The 18,794-nt window shown below is 40.5% G+C and carries 21 protein-coding genes and 1 riboswitch; of the genes, 13 read left to right on the forward strand and 8 right to left on the reverse strand.

What is annotated here, in order from left to right:
- The first annotated feature begins 167 nt into the window (after positions 1-167).
- On the forward strand, positions 168-491 hold the full coding sequence (locus MKX82_RS19065) for a general stress protein (protein WP_233315965.1): 324 nt from the start codon (positions 168-170) through the stop codon (positions 489-491).
- 39 nt (positions 492-530) lie between these two features.
- On the opposite strand, the gene MKX82_RS19070 is transcribed toward MKX82_RS19065, so the two are convergent.
- From MKX82_RS19070 to MKX82_RS19080, 3 genes are read right to left on the reverse strand one after another with little or no spacing between them, the layout of a single operon-like run.
- Positions 531-1,553, reverse strand: a complete 1,023-nt coding sequence (locus MKX82_RS19070; RefSeq protein ID WP_341079141.1) for a ThiF family adenylyltransferase — start codon at positions 1,551-1,553, stop codon at positions 531-533.
- A gap of 5 nt (positions 1,554-1,558) precedes the next feature.
- Positions 1,559-1,792 (reverse strand): molybdopterin converting factor subunit 1, encoded by a 234-nt coding sequence (gene moaD / locus MKX82_RS19075; protein ID WP_341079144.1) that lies wholly within the window; start codon positions 1,790-1,792, stop codon positions 1,559-1,561.
- Positions 1,785-2,249 (reverse strand): molybdenum cofactor biosynthesis protein MoaE, encoded by a 465-nt coding sequence (locus tag MKX82_RS19080; RefSeq protein ID WP_233315968.1) that lies wholly within the window; start codon positions 2,247-2,249, stop codon positions 1,785-1,787. The genes moaD and MKX82_RS19080 overlap by 8 nt, the downstream gene beginning before the upstream one ends.
- Positions 2,250-2,517: 268 nt before the next feature.
- Between MKX82_RS19080 and pdxK the strand changes: the two genes are divergently transcribed.
- The 3 genes from pdxK to bshB2 are packed head-to-tail and all read left to right on the forward strand — an operon-like array spanning position 2,518 to position 4,404.
- Complete coding sequence (pdxK, locus tag MKX82_RS19085; RefSeq protein ID WP_341079146.1) at positions 2,518-3,339, forward strand: pyridoxine/pyridoxal/pyridoxamine kinase; 822 nt, start codon at positions 2,518-2,520, stop codon at positions 3,337-3,339.
- A gap of 18 nt (positions 3,340-3,357) precedes the next feature.
- Positions 3,358-3,705, forward strand: coding sequence for a YojF family protein (locus MKX82_RS19090; protein ID WP_233315970.1), 348 nt, complete (start codon positions 3,358-3,360; stop codon positions 3,703-3,705).
- A gap of 30 nt (positions 3,706-3,735) precedes the next feature.
- The gene (gene bshB2, locus MKX82_RS19095) at positions 3,736-4,404 is read left to right on the forward strand and encodes a bacillithiol biosynthesis deacetylase BshB2 (RefSeq protein WP_233315971.1); all 669 of its coding nucleotides are present in this window, start codon (positions 3,736-3,738) and stop codon (positions 4,402-4,404) included.
- Positions 4,405-4,430: 26 nt separating this feature from the next.
- Here the strand turns inward: bshB2 and MKX82_RS19100 are convergent, their stop codons facing one another.
- Positions 4,431-4,898, reverse strand: a complete 468-nt coding sequence (locus MKX82_RS19100) for an SRPBCC family protein (RefSeq protein ID WP_233315972.1) — start codon at positions 4,896-4,898, stop codon at positions 4,431-4,433.
- Between the two features lie 227 nt (positions 4,899-5,125).
- On the opposite strand from MKX82_RS19100, the gene MKX82_RS19105 reads away from it, so the two are divergent.
- From MKX82_RS19105 to MKX82_RS19115, 3 genes are all read left to right on the forward strand, one after another.
- A complete protein-coding gene (locus tag MKX82_RS19105; RefSeq protein WP_237942077.1) occupies positions 5,126-5,860 on the forward strand; it encodes an ABC transporter ATP-binding protein in 735 nt (244 codons plus the stop codon).
- Positions 5,850-6,860 (forward strand): ABC transporter permease, encoded by a 1,011-nt coding sequence (locus MKX82_RS19110; protein WP_341079150.1) that lies wholly within the window; start codon positions 5,850-5,852, stop codon positions 6,858-6,860. Before MKX82_RS19105 ends, MKX82_RS19110 begins: the two co-directional genes overlap by 11 nt.
- Before the next feature lie 87 nt (positions 6,861-6,947).
- Complete coding sequence (locus tag MKX82_RS19115; RefSeq protein WP_233315975.1) at positions 6,948-7,592, forward strand: TetR/AcrR family transcriptional regulator; 645 nt, start codon at positions 6,948-6,950, stop codon at positions 7,590-7,592.
- A gap of 71 nt (positions 7,593-7,663) precedes the next feature.
- On the opposite strand, the gene MKX82_RS19120 is transcribed toward MKX82_RS19115, so the two are convergent.
- Positions 7,664-8,518: a Cof-type HAD-IIB family hydrolase gene (locus tag MKX82_RS19120; protein WP_233315976.1), complete on the reverse strand. Its 855-nt coding sequence runs from the start codon at positions 8,516-8,518 to the stop codon at positions 7,664-7,666.
- A 481-nt stretch (positions 8,519-8,999) separates the two neighbouring features.
- On the opposite strand from MKX82_RS19120, the gene MKX82_RS19125 reads away from it, so the two are divergent.
- The 4 genes from MKX82_RS19125 to cydC are packed head-to-tail and all read left to right on the forward strand — an operon-like array spanning position 9,000 to position 14,868.
- Entirely contained in the window at positions 9,000-10,403 is a 1,404-nt protein-coding gene (locus tag MKX82_RS19125; RefSeq protein WP_233315977.1) for a cytochrome ubiquinol oxidase subunit I, read from the forward strand.
- The gene (cydB, locus tag MKX82_RS19130; RefSeq protein WP_233315978.1) at positions 10,396-11,412 is read left to right on the forward strand and encodes a cytochrome d ubiquinol oxidase subunit II; all 1,017 of its coding nucleotides are present in this window, start codon (positions 10,396-10,398) and stop codon (positions 11,410-11,412) included. The genes MKX82_RS19125 and cydB overlap by 8 nt, the downstream gene beginning before the upstream one ends.
- On the forward strand, positions 11,412-13,112 hold the full coding sequence (gene cydD, locus MKX82_RS19135) for a thiol reductant ABC exporter subunit CydD (protein WP_341079154.1): 1,701 nt from the start codon (positions 11,412-11,414) through the stop codon (positions 13,110-13,112). Before cydB ends, cydD begins: the two co-directional genes overlap by 1 nt.
- Positions 13,113-13,125: 13 nt before the next feature.
- The gene (cydC, locus tag MKX82_RS19140) at positions 13,126-14,868 is read left to right on the forward strand and encodes a thiol reductant ABC exporter subunit CydC (RefSeq protein ID WP_341079156.1); all 1,743 of its coding nucleotides are present in this window, start codon (positions 13,126-13,128) and stop codon (positions 14,866-14,868) included.
- 28 nt (positions 14,869-14,896) lie between these two features.
- On the opposite strand, the gene MKX82_RS19145 is transcribed toward cydC, so the two are convergent.
- Entirely contained in the window at positions 14,897-15,796 is a 900-nt protein-coding gene (locus MKX82_RS19145) for an SDR family oxidoreductase (protein WP_341079158.1), read from the reverse strand.
- Positions 15,797-15,861: 65 nt separating this feature from the next.
- The gene (gene ybaK / locus MKX82_RS19150; RefSeq protein WP_233315982.1) at positions 15,862-16,338 is read right to left on the reverse strand and encodes a Cys-tRNA(Pro) deacylase; all 477 of its coding nucleotides are present in this window, start codon (positions 16,336-16,338) and stop codon (positions 15,862-15,864) included.
- 162 nt (positions 16,339-16,500) lie between these two features.
- Between ybaK and MKX82_RS19155 the strand changes: the two genes are divergently transcribed.
- Positions 16,501-17,226 (forward strand): class I SAM-dependent methyltransferase, encoded by a 726-nt coding sequence (locus tag MKX82_RS19155; RefSeq protein WP_341079160.1) that lies wholly within the window; start codon positions 16,501-16,503, stop codon positions 17,224-17,226.
- A 30-nt stretch (positions 17,227-17,256) separates the two neighbouring features.
- Here MKX82_RS19155 and MKX82_RS19160 read toward each other — a convergent pair whose 3' ends face one another.
- On the reverse strand, positions 17,257-18,159 hold the full coding sequence (locus MKX82_RS19160) for an NAD(P)/FAD-dependent oxidoreductase (RefSeq protein WP_233315984.1): 903 nt from the start codon (positions 18,157-18,159) through the stop codon (positions 17,257-17,259).
- Positions 18,160-18,344: 185 nt separating this feature from the next.
- Here MKX82_RS19160 and MKX82_RS19165 point away from each other — a divergent pair, with 185 nt between their 5' ends.
- Positions 18,345-18,506 carry a hypothetical protein gene (locus MKX82_RS19165; RefSeq protein ID WP_341079163.1) on the forward strand — a complete coding sequence of 54 codons (162 nt, stop codon included), beginning with the start codon at positions 18,345-18,347 and terminating at the stop codon, positions 18,504-18,506.
- A gap of 10 nt (positions 18,507-18,516) precedes the next feature.
- Positions 18,517-18,604: riboswitch (cyclic di-GMP riboswitch) on the forward strand.
- Positions 18,605-18,794: the final 190 nt, after the last annotated feature.

Genomic DNA, 18,794 nt, shown 5'->3' on the forward strand with positions numbered 1-18,794 from the left:
CTTTTTATTATATAGGGAAATTTGTCGAAAGTGGTGCATTTCACGTTTGTATCATTTTTCCAGTTTAGTGGAAACAAAATTTTATGTTTCACTATTAGTAAAATCGGATAAATAGTAGATAGAGAGAGCGACAGAAGCTCTATACAAATTCTAAGGAGGAATTAGATATGTATAAAGTAGAAGTAGTGGAAAATGGTGTACAAGCAACTAATGTGATTACACAATTAGAAAATCAAGGGTATACAAAGGAAAATATCTATATTTTCGCCCACGACAAAGATCGCTCAGAAGATTTGACTGCGGCCACTGAAACTGGTGATGTCAGCATGAAGGAACAAGGCTTAATGGACACAATTGGAAATGTCTTCAGAAAAAGAGGAGACGAGCTTCGTTCTAAAATGCAATCCGTAGGATTAACAGAAATGGAAGCGGAGAAATACGAAGAAGTGCTGGACACAGGAAAATTAGTAATCGTCGGACACCAGCAATAATTAATAAAGTCAGCCCAATGTTTAACGGGCTGACTTTTTTTATCCAAGCAGCTTGTCATATAGAGATTTAGCATACGTAACATCCTTTGTGTCATGCACAAGGGCTCTCCCATCTTCAAAGAGGACCAGCCTGTTTTGTTCCAGTTCAACAGTAAGCAAAAATGGATGGACCATTACTTTATAGCCGTTCTTCTTTAAACTGTCAGCCAGCTTTATTAATGAGAGCTTCTTTGCATGGGAAGGCCTTATTTGGACCGTTTCTCTTCCGCACAGCACAGCTGTTTTTGTCTTGTTTTCCCCTTTTAAATATGGATAAGACCGCTCCGTTCCGCATGTTTGGCAGGCTGGGTTTTTGGCACGGCTTACCTTCATGCTGGAGTATGCATTCGACCATAAATCAAAGTGTAAAAAGCTTCCCCTTAAAGCCTGTCTGTCTTCAATAAGGATTTTCAGCGCCTCCGTAACTTGGTGCGTCACGACCATCTGGACAGCAGGTGCAATGATTCCGACTGTATCACAAGTCATGCCTTGTACAGGCAGCTTCTGAAGCAAACAATTAAGACATGGAGTTTCCTCAGGAATTATAGTAAAACTCATTCCTGAACTCCCTACACATGCACCGTATATCCATGGAATATGATGATAAACGGCTAAATCATTTAAAAGCATTCTTGTTTCAAAATTATCTGTGGCATCGATTAGGACATCAGCATCTATCAAATATTGTTCTAGTAATTCCTTCGTTGCCTCTGCAACAACACCAGTGACAGCAGCAGAGGAATTGATCTCTTTCAGTCTTTTTTCAGCTGCAATTGCTTTCGGCACACGGCTAGTAGCATCCTCTTCTGTATACAGCTGCTGACGCTGGAGGTTTGAGAATTCCACATAATCCCGGTCGATGATTGTCACCTTGCCGACACCAGCTCTCACAAGCATTTCCGCAGAACTGGAACCAAGTGCGCCAGCTCCGACAATAAGCACCTGCTTTTTTTGAAGCTTCTCCTGACCGGCAGCTCCTATCTGGGGAAACAGCACCTGCCTCGAATAACGATTGTCCTTCATTTGCTTCATCCCCCGCTCACAGGTGGAATAAAGGCAATCACATCATTCTCTTCGATGATGTCATCATCGAAGGCAAACTCTTCATTAATCGCCGTCATCACTGATTCCAACGGAAGATCACTATACTGCTGCGCTAGCTCTGCCTTTACTTCCTTCACCGTTTTACCTACCATATCGAGCTCTAGTTGGTCAGCGTTTACAATATCCTTTAATCTTGCAAAAAACAGCAGCTTATTCATATGTATCCACTCCTTCCGGCTTGCCGCTTGGATAGGCTTTTGTCTGCTTCTGGTTGCCTATCCATTCTTCCCCGTCTTCCCAATACTCCTTTTTCCAGATAGGCACTATTTCTTTAATTCTCTCAATTGCATAGCGGTTTGCCTCATAAGCATCATTTCTGTGAGGCGTCGATACTGCTATTACTACTGCAATATCTGTTATGTCAAGCTCACCGATTCGGTGAAAAATCGCAACCTCTGCATTCTGCCATTTTGCTTTTATCTCAAGTCCTATCTGTTCCAGCTTTTTTCTGGCCATTGGTTCATATGCTTCATAGCAAAGCCTCATCGTCTTTTTGTTTCCAGTCATTTCTCTGACCGTTCCAATAAAGGTTGTAACAGCTCCTGCATTTCTGCTTATTACAAGATCAATTGCTTCCTGAACAACAATAGGTTCATGTACAATACGATAGTTCATAGCCTTCTCCCTTATACTGATTCTTTTAGTTTTAATTAAACCGAACTTTCGTGATTATTTCAATTATTAAACGAATCGAAAAAGCCTTTTTTAGGAATTCGCATACACTTATAATTTCAGTGGCATCTTAAAAGATAGACTTATTAATGCTAACTTAATGAAAAAAAAAACAATTAGTAGTATCATTAGCTTAAAATGAACTACAATAATTCCATCTATCTATTTGGATTAGAAACATCTTCGATGATTACATAGGGGGGCTTATACAATGAAAAAAGTATTAACTTTGGCTGGATCTGACTCAAGTGGAGGTGCAGGCATCCAAGCCGATTTAAAAACATTCCAGGAACTTGGTGTCTACGGAATGACTGCACTGACAACAATTGTTACAATGGATCCAAAAAACCACTGGCATCATAATGTTTTTCCGCAAGATATTGACACCGTTAAATCTCAATTAGAAACAATTCTCTCTGTCGGAATTGACGCTATGAAAACAGGAATGCTTGGTTCTGTTGAAATTATTGAAGAAGCTGCAAGGGTAATTGATGAAAATAAAATCAAGCATGTTGTTATCGATCCTGTTATGGTCTGCAAAGGGGAAGATGAAGTGCTTCATCCAGAAACAGCGGATGCTCTTAGAGAATTGCTTGTTCCAAGAGCTACTGTTGTAACACCTAATCTGTTCGAAGCTTGGCAACTGGCAAAAACCGATAAACCGATTAAAACAGTAGATGACATGAAGGAAGCTGCTGTAAAAATCCACGCATTAGGACCAAAATATGTGCTGATTAAAGGCGGCAGCAAATTGAATCATGACAAAGCAATAGATGTTCTTTATGACGGAAAAGACTTCACTGTACTAGAAAGTGATCTTGTGGACACAACTTATACTCATGGAGCAGGATGCACAAACTCTGCTGCTATCACAGCAGAACTTGCAAAGGGCAAACCAGTTGAAGAAGCTGTACAGGTAGCTAAGGATTTCATCACTGCTGCAATCAGCAACGGCTTCAAGCTGAATGAATATGTCGGCCCAACAATGCATGGTGCATACCGCAACCAAAGAAACGGCGCAGCTGTAAAGTAAAGCCGAAGGAGGGATAGCATGGATTTCATTCAAGCTGACAAGGTACAAGAGCAAATTAATGAGAAGGCTAAAAAGGAAGTTTATATTCATTTAGAAACAACAAACGGCGCCTACGCAAACCATAATGACGAATCCTTCTTTAATTCCGGCGCCTATATTCGCAACGCAAAGCTTGCTTATGAATATGGTAAAATCACAGGCAATGGACCATATCGAATTGGTCTTAAGACAGAAATTGGCTGGGTTTATGCAGAGGGAATCACTCATTATGAAGTAGATGATAAAGGACGTCTCCTTTTGGCAGGACTCGATTTTACAGGCAAGCTTGCTGTAGCATTGGAAATTAGTGAAACACCATTTGATTAATTTAGTTGAATTAGGCAGGAGGAAATAACATTGGAAAAAGAAAGACATGTTTTAGTCATCTTTCCCCATCCAGATGATGAAGCTTTTAGTGTTTCTGGAACAATAGCAAAGTATATTCATGACGGCACGCCTGTCACTTATGCATGCTTAACTCTGGGACAAATGGGCAGGAATCTTGGAAGTCCTCCATTTGCAACAAGAGAAACACTTCCGGATGTCAGGAGAGAAGAACTTCAAGAAGCAGCAAGAGTACTTGGCCTTGAAGATTTAAGAATGTTAGGCTACAGAGACAAAACGATAGAATTTTTGGATGACTCTGTTCTTGTCAATGAATTCACAGCATTGATTGAAGAGCTTAATCCATCGTTAATCATCTCGTTCTACCCTGGATATTCGGTTCATCCGGACCATGATGCCACGGCAGAAGGAGTTGTAAGAACATTAGAGAAAATAGAGCCATCAAAAAGGCCTAAGCTCCAATGTCTTGCTTTTTCCCGCAACTGCATAGAAGACTTAGGTGAACCAGATGTTCACGTTGACGTTCAAAATTTTGCAGAGAAGAAAATAGCAACGATCGCAGCACATCGTTCCCAAACACAGATGTATGCCTTGTCCTTGCAAGAGGGATTGAATAACCAAGATCCTGCTGTGCTGGAAAGACTGTACACAGAAAAATTATGGACATATAAATTCAAATAAAAAAAGGATGCGACCGCATCCTTTTTTTAATATTCTCTATTAAGCTCCAAGCTTGTTTCTTCTCGTTCAAGTAATTCCTTTGCCCGTTGGACATGATCACCGTCTTCTGTCTTGATAATATTAACCAGCACTCTTTTCGTCAGCCTCATCATCAAGCCCTTCACATGGACCTTTCCTTCAAATTCTACTTGTGTGCCTTCTTGGATTTCTGCGAATCTGTAATCATAATCTACCAGCAATCCATTTGAATTGCTTCTCCGTTTAAATCCAACATTTTTTTCATAAGAAAGATACTCTATTTCAGCTGTTGCGTTTTTTCCACGCACTTTTCTTAGTTCTCTAAATTTAGTTCCAACCCCGATAGGGCCATCTGTCAGCTTCTCCGTTTCCTCAACATTACTCATGTACTCCGGTGCGTAGCTCATATTGGCAAAGTAGGCAAAAACAACATCTACTGGTTCTGTTATGATGACACTTGCACGAAAGTCTGCCATATTTCCACCTCATATTATATTCTATCTATTAATCTAGCTATTATTTGAAATACTTTTTATAAGTATAACCGATTTTCATAAAAGACTCTATTTTATTGCCAAGCTTATTTAAAAAAGCAGCAATAGTCACAAATTATAAAAATGAGTGATTACTCACTTTACATTATCTTTTATAGATTTTATTATTAAAGTGAGTAATCACTCATTAAAAGACAGGAGGAGTCATTATGGCAGAAAAACCAGTTGTAGCTATTCATAAACTCTCCAAAGCTTTCGGCAAGCGTCCTGTATTAGAAAATATTAATCTAGAGGTGCAGCAAGGAGAAATATTAGGTCTGCTTGGACCTTCAGGTGCTGGGAAAACAACGCTTGTAAAAGCAATGATTGGCCTTGAAACACCAAGCAGTGGAAGTGTAACAGCACTTGAGACAGCCATGCCTAACCTCAAAATCATGGAGAAAATTGGCTATATGACGCAAGCTGATGCCCTATATCATGATTTAACAGCACTTGAGAATCTCCAGTTTTTTGCGAGGCTTTATGGGTTGAAAAAGGCTCAAAGAAAGGAGCGGATTGAAGAGGCTGCTCATCTTGTTAACTTAACAGAACATCTCCATAAAACAGTTTCTCAGTATTCAGGCGGTATGAAACGGAGATTGTCTATTTGCATCGCTCTGTTAAATAAACCACAACTTCTTATTTTAGACGAACCAACCGTTGGCATAGATCCTGTTCTCCGTAAAAGCATTTGGGAAACATTCCGCAGTCTTAAAGACTCAGGCACTTCTATCATTGTGACAACACATGTGATGGATGAAGCCGAAAAATGTGACAGACTGGGTATGATTCGCAACGGCAGAATCATCGCATTAGGATCTCCAGATGAACTGATGGCCCGCTGTAATGCCCGAACAATGGAGGAAGCTTTCTTATATTTTGGAGGGGTTAACGATGAGAATTAGAGCATTAGTCATCCGTATCTTACAGCAATTTTATCGGGATAAAAGAACAGTCGCTATGATGATAGTTGCACCAATTTTTATTTTAACAATGGTTCATCTTGTTTTTAACGGTAATGGCTATGAACCTACAATTGGGCTCATTAATCCTCCGAGCAACATAGAAAATGCCTTTACCAATGATTCCACAACCCTTTATAAAACAGAAAAATCTGCGCTCACTGACCTGGCTGCAGGCAAGATAGACGGTTATCTTCTTATTGGCAAGGACCTTAGCATTATGGTGGAAGGCAGTGATCCAAGTATAAGTAAATCTGTACTTGAAGCGGTTCAGTCAGCCCTTCCTGCTGGGACAGATGTTCCTAATATGAGGATAGATACTTTGTATGGTGAAGAAGAAATGAGCCAATTTGACTCCTTTGGTCCCATTCTACTTGGTTTTTTTGCCTTCTTTTTTGTCTTTCTTGTCGCAGGCGTTTCCTTTTTGAGAGAAAGGACATCCGGTACATTAGAAAGACTTTTCTCTAGCCCAATTAGAAGATGGGAACTAGTTCTCTCTTACGTAATTGGCTTTGGATTATTCACCATGCTTCAATCTGCGATTATTGTTTTATTTGCAGTATATATTCTAGGGATGATAAATGAAGGCTCTATATTTCTTGTTTTGCTTATTACACTTATCCTGTCCTTAACAGCACTGACACTTGGCATTTTATTGTCTACCTTTGCTAAAAATGAGCTGCAAATGATTCAGTTTATTCCAATTATTGTGGTACCACAAGTGTTTTTTTCAGGATTGTTTCCTTTAGAGACTATCTCTCGATCCATCAGCTGGATTTCTGTTGTTACGCCATTGTACTATGCTGGCAATGCCATGAAGGATGTTATGATTAGAGGAAAGGATTTAACAGAAATCGGTGGCCCGATTCTCGTTTTGCTCGCCTTTTCCACCCTTTTTGTACTAATCAATATAGCAGCATTAAAGCGGCATCGAAGTATATAACATACTAGGCAAAGTTATTTCTAAATAGGTTTTCTGCATTTTTCATTGTACAATAGGAGAAAGATCCTGCAATTAAAGGAGCGTCTCATGAGTAATCAAGAATCCATATTAGACTTCATTCTTAAAGATGAAGATAATGTGACAGAAAAGCAAAAACAAATAATCGCAGCAGCAATTGAAGCCTTTTCCGAAAAAGGGTTTGCAGCAACTTCCACGAGCGAAATTGCCAAAAAAGCTGGCGTCGCCGAAGGAACAATCTTCCGTCATTACAAAACAAAAAAAGACTTACTGCTAAAGCTTCTTTCTCCTATGCTTTCAAAGCTGATTGCACCAGTTGTGCTAAAGGATTTTAATAAAGTATTGGATGCAGAACATCACAGCTTTGAGGATTTTCTTCGAGCGGTCGTCAAAAACCGGATGGAATTTCTGCAAAAGAATGAAGCACTTTTTAAAATTCTCATACAAGAAATTCCCTTCCATCAAGATTTAAGAGAAATTTTCATTGAACAAATTGCCTCAAAGGTGTTCAAGCGGTTGCAGGAAATCATGGATTTCTATCAGAAGAAGGGCGAAGTAAAAGAAATGCCCAGCCTTTCTGCCGTACGTCTAACAGTCACTTCTATCATTGGATATTTCATTGCCCGGCACCTCATCATCCCTGATTTTAATTGGGATGATGAAGCTGAAATCGAAAGAACGCTTGAATTCATATTAGCCGGCCTTGCCCCTTAAAAGGTACATTCACAAAAAAATCCCCTGTAGCCACTTGGCCAACAGGGGATTTTCATATATGTAAGTTTTCATCATGCCTCTAGAGCAAGCTTAATCGCTTTGCCAACACCGCTTTCTTCGTTTGTTGCTGTCACAAAGTGGCACTGTCTTTTAATTTCATCATCAGCATTTCCCATTGCCACTGCTCGTCCAACCTTCAGCATCATGGACAAATCATTATAGTTGTCGCCGATTGCCATTGTGTCCTGTAGCGAAATTCCTCTTGACTGTACAAACTCCTCTAAAGCAATGCCCTTTTGAGCTTCCACTGCTGTTATTTCCATATTTTCCTTGCCTGATGCACTGACTGCAAGCTTTGAAATTTGCTTTAATTCTTCTCTTACCTTATTTAATGTGACTGGTTCAAAGTGGAATGCCAGCAGCTTGTAAATAATCTGGTCTTCATCCTCAAACAGTACAGCATAACTGTCCAGCTGATTAACCTCCTGCAAACGCTCCTCTGCAGCCTGCTTAATTTCTTCCATGTCTTTTATATGCCCATTTACAGTAAAAATGTCCATAATCAACGATCTGGCCATTGTCTTATCCAAAGTGTATGTTCCTCTATTTGTGTAAACTTCATAATAAACTTGATTGCTATGCAGAATTTCCGCAACTTCCTTTGCAAGTTCCTTGCTTAGTGGATTTGTATGGATAATTTCATGTGCGCTTGTGCGGATTTCCGCTCCATTTGCACAAATCATCGGTGTGATAATACCTGCATCCTTCAGCAAATCGCCTGCTTCTTCATAAGCACGACCTGTTGCAATCACGACCTCCACTCCGCTCTCCTGTGCGAGTTTAATCGCCTCACGGTTTTCCGTTGTTATTTGCTGAGTTGATGTCAGCAGCGTGCCATCCATGTCTATCGCAATACATTTTACCATTCTTTGAACACCCTTTTTATTTATTTGCGGAAGGAGTAACACTAGTAAAGTTTAGCGCTTCCAACCTTCCTAAAAAAAATTTAATCTTGTAGCCAATATCTTTATGATACCATGTATCCACCAATTTTAATAACACCCCGCTTTGTAGTGCCTCCACTCTTCTTCAACAGGGTATTTTTGTCATATTTGTGAACTAATATTGTGAACATTTTTCAAACACTTTGTGATTTATAACGCAGAAATATCCTTTTTCATTATGATATAGCTATCATTTGGAAAAGGAGACGATAGAGGCACAAACAACTGTACAGCAGCTTTTTTAAAGAGTAAAGAGACTAAAAAACACATTCAGGTTGCTGCTCTAACATGCTACTGATTCCAAATGTTTTTTTCTTTTTCACTGGTTAGTCAACGATATTTATCGCAATTTTAATTATCATGTTCACAAATTCACATTTTTAAGAACAAGGAGGAAAAACACATGGATATGGTGTTTTTATCACGTTTGCAATTTGCTTCCACCACCATCTTTCATTTCTTCTTCGTGCCAATTTCCATCGGCTTAGTATTCATGATTGCTATTATGGAAACGATGTACGTTAAAAGCGGAAATGAAGAGTATAAAAGAATGGCAAAATTTTGGGGAAAGTTATTTCTTATTAATTTTGTCATCGGAATCGTTACAGGGATACTTCAAGAATTCCAGTTTGGTATGAACTGGTCGAACTACTCCCGCTTTGTAGGAGATGTTTTCGGTGCTCCCCTTGCGATTGAGGCATTGCTTGCCTTCTTTTTAGAATCCACCTTCATCGGGCTCTGGATTTTCGGCTGGGATCGGTTATCCAAGAAGGTTCACCTTGCCTGCATTTGGCTGACATCTTTCGGTACGATTATGTCTGCCTTCTTTATTCTTGTGGCAAACAGCTTTATGCAGCATCCTGTCGGTTATGAAATCAACAATGGCAGAGCAGAAATGAATGACTTTTTGGCACTTCTTACAAACGGGCAGGCACTTGTTGAAATTCCCCATACTGTTCTCGGGGCTTTGGCAACAGGAGCTTTCCTTGTTACAGGGATAAGCGCAATTAAACTATTAAAAAAACAAGATGTTTCTTTCTTCAAAAAATCGTTCCAAATTGGGATTGCAGTTGCGTTAATTTCGACATTTTTGACAATGGTCGCAGGTCACGCACAAGCTCAATATTTGGTAAAAACACAGCCAATGAAAATGGCAGCGAGTGAAGGTCTTTGGGAACATAGCGATGATCCGGCATCATGGACTGTTTCTGCTTTTATTAATGTCGACAAAAAGGAAAACACAGGTGAAATTAAAATACCTTATCTGCTCAGCATTCTTTCCTACAATACTTTGGACGGCAGCGTAAAAGGGATGAATGAGCTTCAAGAAGAGTATACGCAAAAATACGGGGAAGGAGATTATATTCCTCCTGTTAAAACAACGTTTTGGAGCTTCCGCATCATGGTTGCTGCTGGAGTTGCCATGTTTGTGTTAGGCATTTACGGTGTTTACTTGGCCTGGAAAAAGAAACTTGTTTCTAAACCAAATAAGTGGTTCTACCGTTTTATGGTGGCAGGTATATCCTTGCCATTTATAGCCAATACTTCAGGATGGATTATGACAGAAATAGGAAGGCAGCCATGGACAGTTTTCGGTCTTATGCAAACAGCAGACAGTATAAGTCCAAGTGTCAGTGCAGGCCAAGTCTTATTTTCCATCATCACGTTCTGCACCGTCTATGCAATACTGGCTGTAATCATGATTTTCCTTTATGTGAAGGTAATCAAAAAAGGCCCGTACAAAATGGACGCAAAAGAGCAAAAAATCAACAATGACCCATTTGCAAAGGAGGGTTTCCATGTTTGATCTAGGTGTACTTTGGTTTATCTTAGTTGCTGTCTTATTCATCGGGTTCTTCTTTCTGGAAGGATTTGATTTCGGTGTCGGCATGTCCACACAGTTAATTGCCAGAAATGATATGGAAAGACGAATTCTCATTAACACAATCGGCCCATTCTGGGACGCAAATGAGGTTTGGCTGATAACAGCAGGAGGAGCGCTATTCGCTGCCTTCCCTCATTGGTATGCAACATTGTTCAGCGGATTTTATACACCGCTTGTCGTCGTGCTGCTTGCTTTAATTATTCGTGCAACAGGTTTTGAGTTCCGAGCAAAAGGAAATCACCCATTGTGGAAAAAGACATGGGACATCTGCATATTTTTAGGCAGTCTCCTTCCCCCACTCTTGTTTGGGGTTGTGTTTGCCTGCTTTATACAAGGACTTCCGATTGACAAAAACATGGAGCTTAATGCCGGCTTTTTCGATATTGTTAATGTTTACACACTAACAGGCGGCATTACTGTCCTTATGCTTTGTCTAGTTCACGGGCTTATGTTTACAACAATCCGGACTGTCGGCGATTTGCAGGACCGCGCCCGCAGCCTTGGCCAAAAACTACTGCCGCCATTAGGTATTTTATTAACAGCATTTACTGTAATGACATATATCAAAACGGATATCTTCGAAAGACAAGGCACCATCCTTTCCTTCCTGTTCGGAATCGGTGTTATTGCATTTGTTCTTAGCGGATATTTCATTTCTAGGAAAAAGGACGGCTGGGCATTTGGAATGACAGGTGCTGTCATTGCCCTCTCCTTTATATCCATTTTTATCGGCTTATTCCCAAGACTGATGATCAGCTCGATCAACAGCACATTTAGCTTAACGGTTTCCAATGCAGCCTCCGGCCATTATTCCTTAAAGGTAATGACCATCGTCGCACTTACCTTGCTGCCTTTTGTATTAGGGTATCAAATTTGGAGCTATATTGTATTCCGTAAACGCGTTACAGAAAAGTCCCATCTGGAGTACTGATGGATAAAAACTTAATGAAGTCAAAAGGAATCAAGCCGATTCTTGCATTGCTAGCTGTTTCAACAATCTTTCAAGGTGCCGCCATTATTCTGCAAGCCAAGTTGCTTGCAGAGGCGATCACCTCTTTATTTAATGGGGAAAAAATTCAAGAACAATATGAGACGATCATATTGTTCTTGTTGGCATTTCTGGTTCGCCATCTTCTCCAGCTCTTCCAGCAGAGCATCTCCTCTCGCTTTGCTGAAAAAACTAGCAGGGAACTGCGCTCCCGTCTTATCAATAAATTGTTTCAGCTTGGACCGAAATATACGAAAAAACAAGGGAGCGGAAATATATCAACACTTGTACTTGAGGGAATATCCCAATACAAAGGTTATGTAGAGCTGATTTTGCCAAGGATGATCAGCACTGCCGTGATTCCGCCAATGATATTACTGTTTGTTTATTGGAAGGATTGGATTGCAGGCATCATTCTGACCATTACCATGCCAATTTTAATAGGTTTTCTTATCCTTGTTGGGCTAGCAGCAAAGGGGCAAATGAACAGACAGCTCGCAACTTATCGAATTCTTTCCAATCACTTTCTCGATTCTTTGAGAGGATTGGAAACACTTAAGTTTCTTGGAAAAAGCAAAAAACACAGTGACAATATTGTTAAAGTCAGCGAACAATATCGGGCTGCGACAATGAAAACACTGCGTGTCGCTTTCCTATCTTCTTTTGCACTGGACTTTTTCACTTCGTTATCTGTTGCTTCTGTTGCCGTTAATTTAGGTGTCCGCCTTATCAATGAGAACTTGATGCTGCTGCCGGCACTGATGATTTTAATTTTAGCACCTGAATACTTTCTGCCAGTCAGAATGGTTGGAGCTGACTATCATGCTACATTAAATGGCAAAGAAGCAGGTGCATCCATCTTGGGAATTCTCGATGAGAAAAGTGATGATATTTCGAGTAGGCAAGATGCAGATATACAGGACATTTCTTCCATTTCATTTGAGCATGTTGACTACCAGCATGCTCAAAGTGAACAGTTTACACTTAAAGATATTTCCTTCCATATTAATGGCAGTAGAAAGGTTGGAATTGTCGGTGAAAGTGGCGCAGGGAAATCAACACTTATCGACTTGCTCAGCGGTTTCTCTGCAAATACAGAGGGAACCATTTTGCTAAACAATAAAGCTATCCCTAGCCTCATGCAAGAAAAATGGCGACAACAAACGGTTTATATCCCACAGTCGCCGTATATTTTCAGCATGACATTGCGAGATAATATTAAGTTTTACTGTCCAGAAGCGAAAGATGAGGACGTGGAAAATGCCTTACGAGCAACTGGATTGGAAGCATTGTACCGCTCCCTTCCAAATGGACTCGATGAAATGCTTGGTGATGGCGGCAGGACACTCAGCGGCGGACAAGAACAGCGGATTGCATTAGCTAGGGCCTTCCTAACCGATCGGAAAGTCATGCTGCTAGACGAACCTACGTCCCACTTAGATATTGAAACAGAGTACGAATTAAAGGAGACAATGCTTCCATTATTTGAAGATAAGCTTGTCTTTTTAGCAACACACCGCCTTCATTGGATGAAGGACATGGATCAGATTTTCGTAATGGAAGACGGTAAAATAGTTGAAAACGGCACACATGAAGAGCTTGTAACAGCAAAAGGAAGCTATTACAAGCTGCTGACACAGTAAGGAGCTGCTAATCATGAAAGAAGACAAATGGATTTTTCCGTTTATGAGAGAAAACGCTGGACGAATCCTAATCATTCTCTTATTGGCCATCTTGGCACTCGGTACAGGAGCAATGCTCACCTTTACGTCCGGCTTCTTGATCAGCAGATCTGCTATGCCGATTGAAAACATCCTGATGGTTTATATTCCCATCGTCGGTGTGAGGGCATTCGGAATCAGCCGAGCTGTGTTCAGCTACCTGGAAAGACTGGCAGGTCATGATGCGGTGCTGCGCATATTATCGAAAATGCGCATTAAGCTTTACCGTATTTTAGAGCCACAGGCACTTTTCATTAAAAGCCGCTTCAAGATGGGCGATATGCTCGGTGTGCTGGCTGAAGATATTGAACAGCTGCAATATATTTACTTGAGGACGATTTTCCCTACAATTGCCGCCTTTGTACTTTATATCATCGTCATCTGCTCTATCGGAATTCTTGATATTCCGTTTGCGATCTTAATGGCCATATATTTAGCATTGCTGCTTATTGTGTTTCCGATTTGCTCTCTCTTTTTAATGAGAAAAAAACAAACAGACTATAAACAGCGAAGGAACGGGCTATATCAAAGATTGACTGACAGTGTTTTAGGCATCACAGATTGGGTTATCAGCGGGCGCTCTGGCAGCTTTATTTCCTCTTATGAAGAAGATGAAGTCTCTGCTGCTCAGGTAAACAGCAGGCTAACAAGCTTTTCAAGATGGCGTAATTTTGCACAGCAGGCAGTTTCTGCATTAGTTATCACTTCTTTGCTTGTTTGGTCTGCTGAACAGTATGCACAAGGGCATATACCAGCTACATTGATTGCCGCAATAGTTTTAGTAGCATTACCTATACTGGACGCACTTCTCGTCGTTTCCGAGGCATTCGAAAGAATTCCAGGCTATCAGGATTCCTTGAACAGACTAAAAAAAATAGAAAACGGTGCTGAACAAAAAATTAGCGCACAGGAAACTGCTGCAAAAGAAGATTCTGTTCACATTAAGCTCGAGCAAGTTTCCTATTCCTACACAAAAGCTGATATTCCTTCCGTTCAAAATGTTTCTGTGGATATCCCACAAGGAAAAAGAATTGCAGTTATCGGCAGAAGCGGTGCTGGAAAATCAACATTACTAAAGCTAATCCAAGGAGCGATTCCTGCTCAAGTTGGAAGAGTATCCTATAATGGAAAGACTGCTTGCATTCAGATGGACTCTTCAGCAATCATTTCTGTACTAAATCAAAATCCTCATCTTTTTGATACAACGCTAAGAAACAATGTGCTGTTAGGATCAGAAAATGCTGGTGACAAGGAATTAAATGAGGCAATTAACCTTGCCCAGCTCAGTGATTTAGTCCAAAAACTGCCAGAAGGACTGGACACATTTATGCAGGAAACAGGGCAGCGCTTTTCTGGAGGCGAAAGACAGCGTGTCGCACTTGCGAGAATTCTCTTAAAAGACACACCAGTAGTCATTTTGGATGAGCCAAATGCAAGCCTAGATCCTCGTACAGAAAAGGAGCTTCTGCAGACCATCTTTACCGCTCTAGAGGGAAAATCAGTCATCTGGATTACTCATCATTTAGTCGGCGTAGAGCATATGGATGAGATTCTCTTTATGGAAGCAGGCCAGATAGTAATGAGGGGCACCCATACGGAACTTCTGAAAGAGAAACGCTACAGACAGCTATATGAACTGGATCATCCAGATTTTCTCTTAAAAAAAGATGAGGCATGATTAACTGCCTCATCTTTTTGTTTATTATTTATGTCGTTACGACTTGCCCGCCGTTTATATGAATAACTTCCCCTGTCGTGTAGCTTGAATCATCAGACGCCAGGTATACATAAGCAGGCGCAAGCTCAAACGGCTGGCCGGCCCGTTTCATTGGTGTATCGGTCCCGAAAGTCATAACATTCTTTTCAGAAAAGCTTGCCGGAATCAATGGTGTCCAAATTGGACCAGGCGCAACAGCATTCACCCTGATTTTCTTTTTAGCCAACGACTTAGATAACGACCTTGTCAATGTAAGAATTGCACCCTTTGTAGCGGAGTAATCAATTAAATCCTTATTTCCCTCATATGCAGTGACAGAAGTTGTATTAATGATGGAACTTCCCGCCTTTAAATGAGGAAGCACAGCCTTTATTAAGTAAAAGAATGAAAATATATTCGTCTCAAAGGTATTCAGCAATTGTTCCTTTGTAATGTTAAGAATGCTCTTTTGTACAAATTGTACGGCATGGTTATTGACTAATATATCAATTTTTCCAAAACGCTGGATTGCCCTTTGTGCAACAACCGCTGCGTTTTCTTCGACTCTGAGGTCTGCTGCAATAAATAAACTTTCTCCGCCCAGCTGTTTAATTCGCTGCTCTGTCTCTTTGGCATCTCTGTGTTCATTTAAGTAAACGATAACGACCTTTGCCCCTTCCTTTACAAAGGCATATGCTGCTGCCCTGCCAATACCGCTGTCGCCGCCTGTAATAATTGCCACTTTTCCCTTGAGCTTGCCGCTGCCTTGATAGTTGGGATTTTCTGAAATAGGCAGTGGGTTCATCTCATATTCAAAGCCTGGCATTCTGTTCTGATGCTGCGGGGGAAAGGCAATGGGGATCGTTTTCACTTCTTGCTTTTGATCATAATATGGATATTCGGGATACATTATATTCGCACTCCTTTGGGCCTTTGTCTTTACATATGGTATGCCCAGTAAGAAGAAGTGGTGCATTATGACAGAATATCAGCGAGCACTGCGTCTGTCGCAGACATTAAATCCTTAACTTCCAGTTCAATCTGCAGACCTATTTTTCCTCCGCTGACAACAATGGACGGCAGCCCATCTGCACCTTTATCAAGCACTGTTGTATATTTTTTCTTCATGCCCACAGGTGAGCAACCGCCTCTAATATAACCTGTAAGCTTTTGAATATCTTTTACTGCTGCCATTTCAACCTTTTTAGCATGAACTGCTTTTGCTGCTTTTTTTAAATCTAGCTCCTCGGCAACTGGAATAACAAAAACATAAACCTCCTTCCCCCCATCTTGGACAACAAGTGTTTTATACACAATCTTATTATCAACACCAATCTTGTCCGCTACAGAAACACCGTCAATTTTTCCATCTTTATTTTCATACGAGTGAATTTTATAACTGACGTTTAATCCATCCAGAATTCGCATTGCATTTGTTTTTCCTTTGGCCATCTAATCACTTCCCACTCTCTACTCTCTTTTTTTCATTATAGCTCATCCCTTTCTCTAAATCCCGCCCATTACCAGAACCTATTTTTAAGATGTGCCATATAGTATTGGAAAGCTTCCTTATTTCAGCAGGAAGCAAAATGCTTTCGGACTATTGGAGGAATAATGATGAAACCATCCTATCAAGATGCACTAGCTTACTACGGGGTAAACGGTGCCCATCCTGGCGGACTTTCCTTGACCAAATACTTGCTGCAGCAAGAAAGAATAACATCAACAACACAACTTTTAGACGCAGGCTGCGGCACAGGACAAACCTCCGCCTTTATAAAAAAACATTATCCATGCTCTGTCACAAGCATCGATCTTCATCCAACAATGATAAAAAGAGCAGCAATCCGTTTCCAAAGGGAGAACTTACCTATCAGACTGCTTGAAGGCAGCGTTGAAAAGCTTCCTTTTCCTGATGGAAGCTTCGATATTATTCTTGTAGAATCTGTCCTTATCTTTACAGATATCCACAGATCTTTGAGTGAGCTAAAGCGAGTGCTGAAGCCAAATGGTGTCGTCCTTGCATTGGAAATGACATCTGAAAGGGATTTGACACCAGCAGAACAAGGCAATATGCGGGCTGTGTATGGTATTGACAGGGTATATACAGAAGGAGAATGGGTGCGCAGCTTAGTGAACGCAGGATTTACAAATGTAGACATAAAGCTGTCTCATACTGTTTTCTCCCATATGTATGCCAATATGGAAGCCGAAGAAGAGGAAATGGATTTTACTGTTTCAAGAAATATGGAAATGGAAAATAAGCTATCAGAGCATGCGCAAATCTTATACACATATGGAAATTTCATTGGTTATCGTGTTTACAGGGCCTCTTTGTAAACGAAGGAAACCTCCTGAAAAATCAGGAGGTTATTTTTCATTTAATAAAGATTTGTGTATCCAAATAGCAGCCTGAGAGCCATCCCCCATCGCAATCGTCACTTGTTCGGAATGAGCAACAACATCTCCAGCAGCCCAAACATTCTCGACATTTGTCATCTTTGTTCTGCCATCAACCGTTATATGGTTGTTATCCATGACTTGAACGCCAAGCTGTCTGGCCAGTTCTGACTTAACAATATTGCCGCCAAATGCAATAAAGCTGTGTTCTCCTTCAAGAAATTCTCCATCTTCTAATGTATAACCTTTCAAGTTGGATCCTTCTGCTTCTACCTTTTTAATCTGCTTATTTATGACAGGAATATGATGCTCGTCCAGCTTCTTCTGCACTTCCTCATCAATTGCTTCACCGCCGTGATTAATGTAAACTAGCTCCTGCGTCCAATAAGTCAATGTTAATGCCATATTAGCACCGACTTTGCCATTGCCGATAACAATCGTCTTCTTGTTCTTAACCTCATATCCGTCACAATCTGGACAAAGATAAACACTGATACCTAAACAAGGATATAGCTCAGGAAATGGCGGAATATTATCAATGATACCAGTTGCGAGCAGTAGTCTTTTCGCCTCAAACTCCCCTGCTTCTGTATAAATATGAAAAGAGTCACTCTGCTTCTCTACTTTAGTAGCGGCAGCAGCAAGAAACTCGACACCAAGGCTTTCTGCATGCTGCTTTCCCTTCTGACGCAGCTCGACACCGCTGATACCGTCCGGATAGCCAAGGATATTATGATAACTCCTGCAAAGAGTAGACCTTCCCTTTTCTGAATCAATCACCAATACATTATGTTTATACCTGCCAAGCTGAATAGCCGCCTGCAAGCCAGCGATACCTCCGCCAATAATTGCACAATCCAATGTTTTCTTCATTATGAACTCCTCTTATTAAAGTTTATCGGTTTTATTAGATTTCCTGAATCGAATGATGTTTATACAAGGCGAAATGGTGAACATCTTTTTTACTGTTTTCCCCAAAATAGACATGAATACTTTTCAAGTTGGCTATAATAAGTCATAATAGATTCAGCAACCCCAAATTAAGGAAGTGGTTTTGTTTGCAGCTGGTAAAAAGGGAGCTTGCGCGCTTATTAGACGATCACAGCAGATGCCCTGATTTTCTTATAAAAAGGGAAATCGAAATAGACATACAATTATTAAAGGAAGCCATTTCCATCTTCGAAGAACAGCAGAGCAGCTTCCACCAGAAAGAAACCTGAATATATGAATATCTTGCAAAGGCAAATTTTACGAAAGTAAAAGACGCAAAGCCACGGACCTAAGATAGACAACCTATTATGGCCGCCGGGCTGCCAGGATCCTTATAGTTCCATTAATACCCCAATAGAAAAAAGCATAACTTCTAATGAAATTATGCTTAAAAGTATCTCTTATAAACTTTAGTCCTTCATTACTCATATCCATTTACTCTAATATTATATCTTTGCGATTCTCTGTTAAGATAACAATATATCTCATCCAGGGTCACTCTCTTTTGATAGTAGAAT

The organism is Niallia sp. FSL R7-0271, from assembly GCF_038005785.1.
Classification (GTDB): Bacteria; Bacillota; Bacilli; order Bacillales; family Cytobacillaceae; genus Niallia.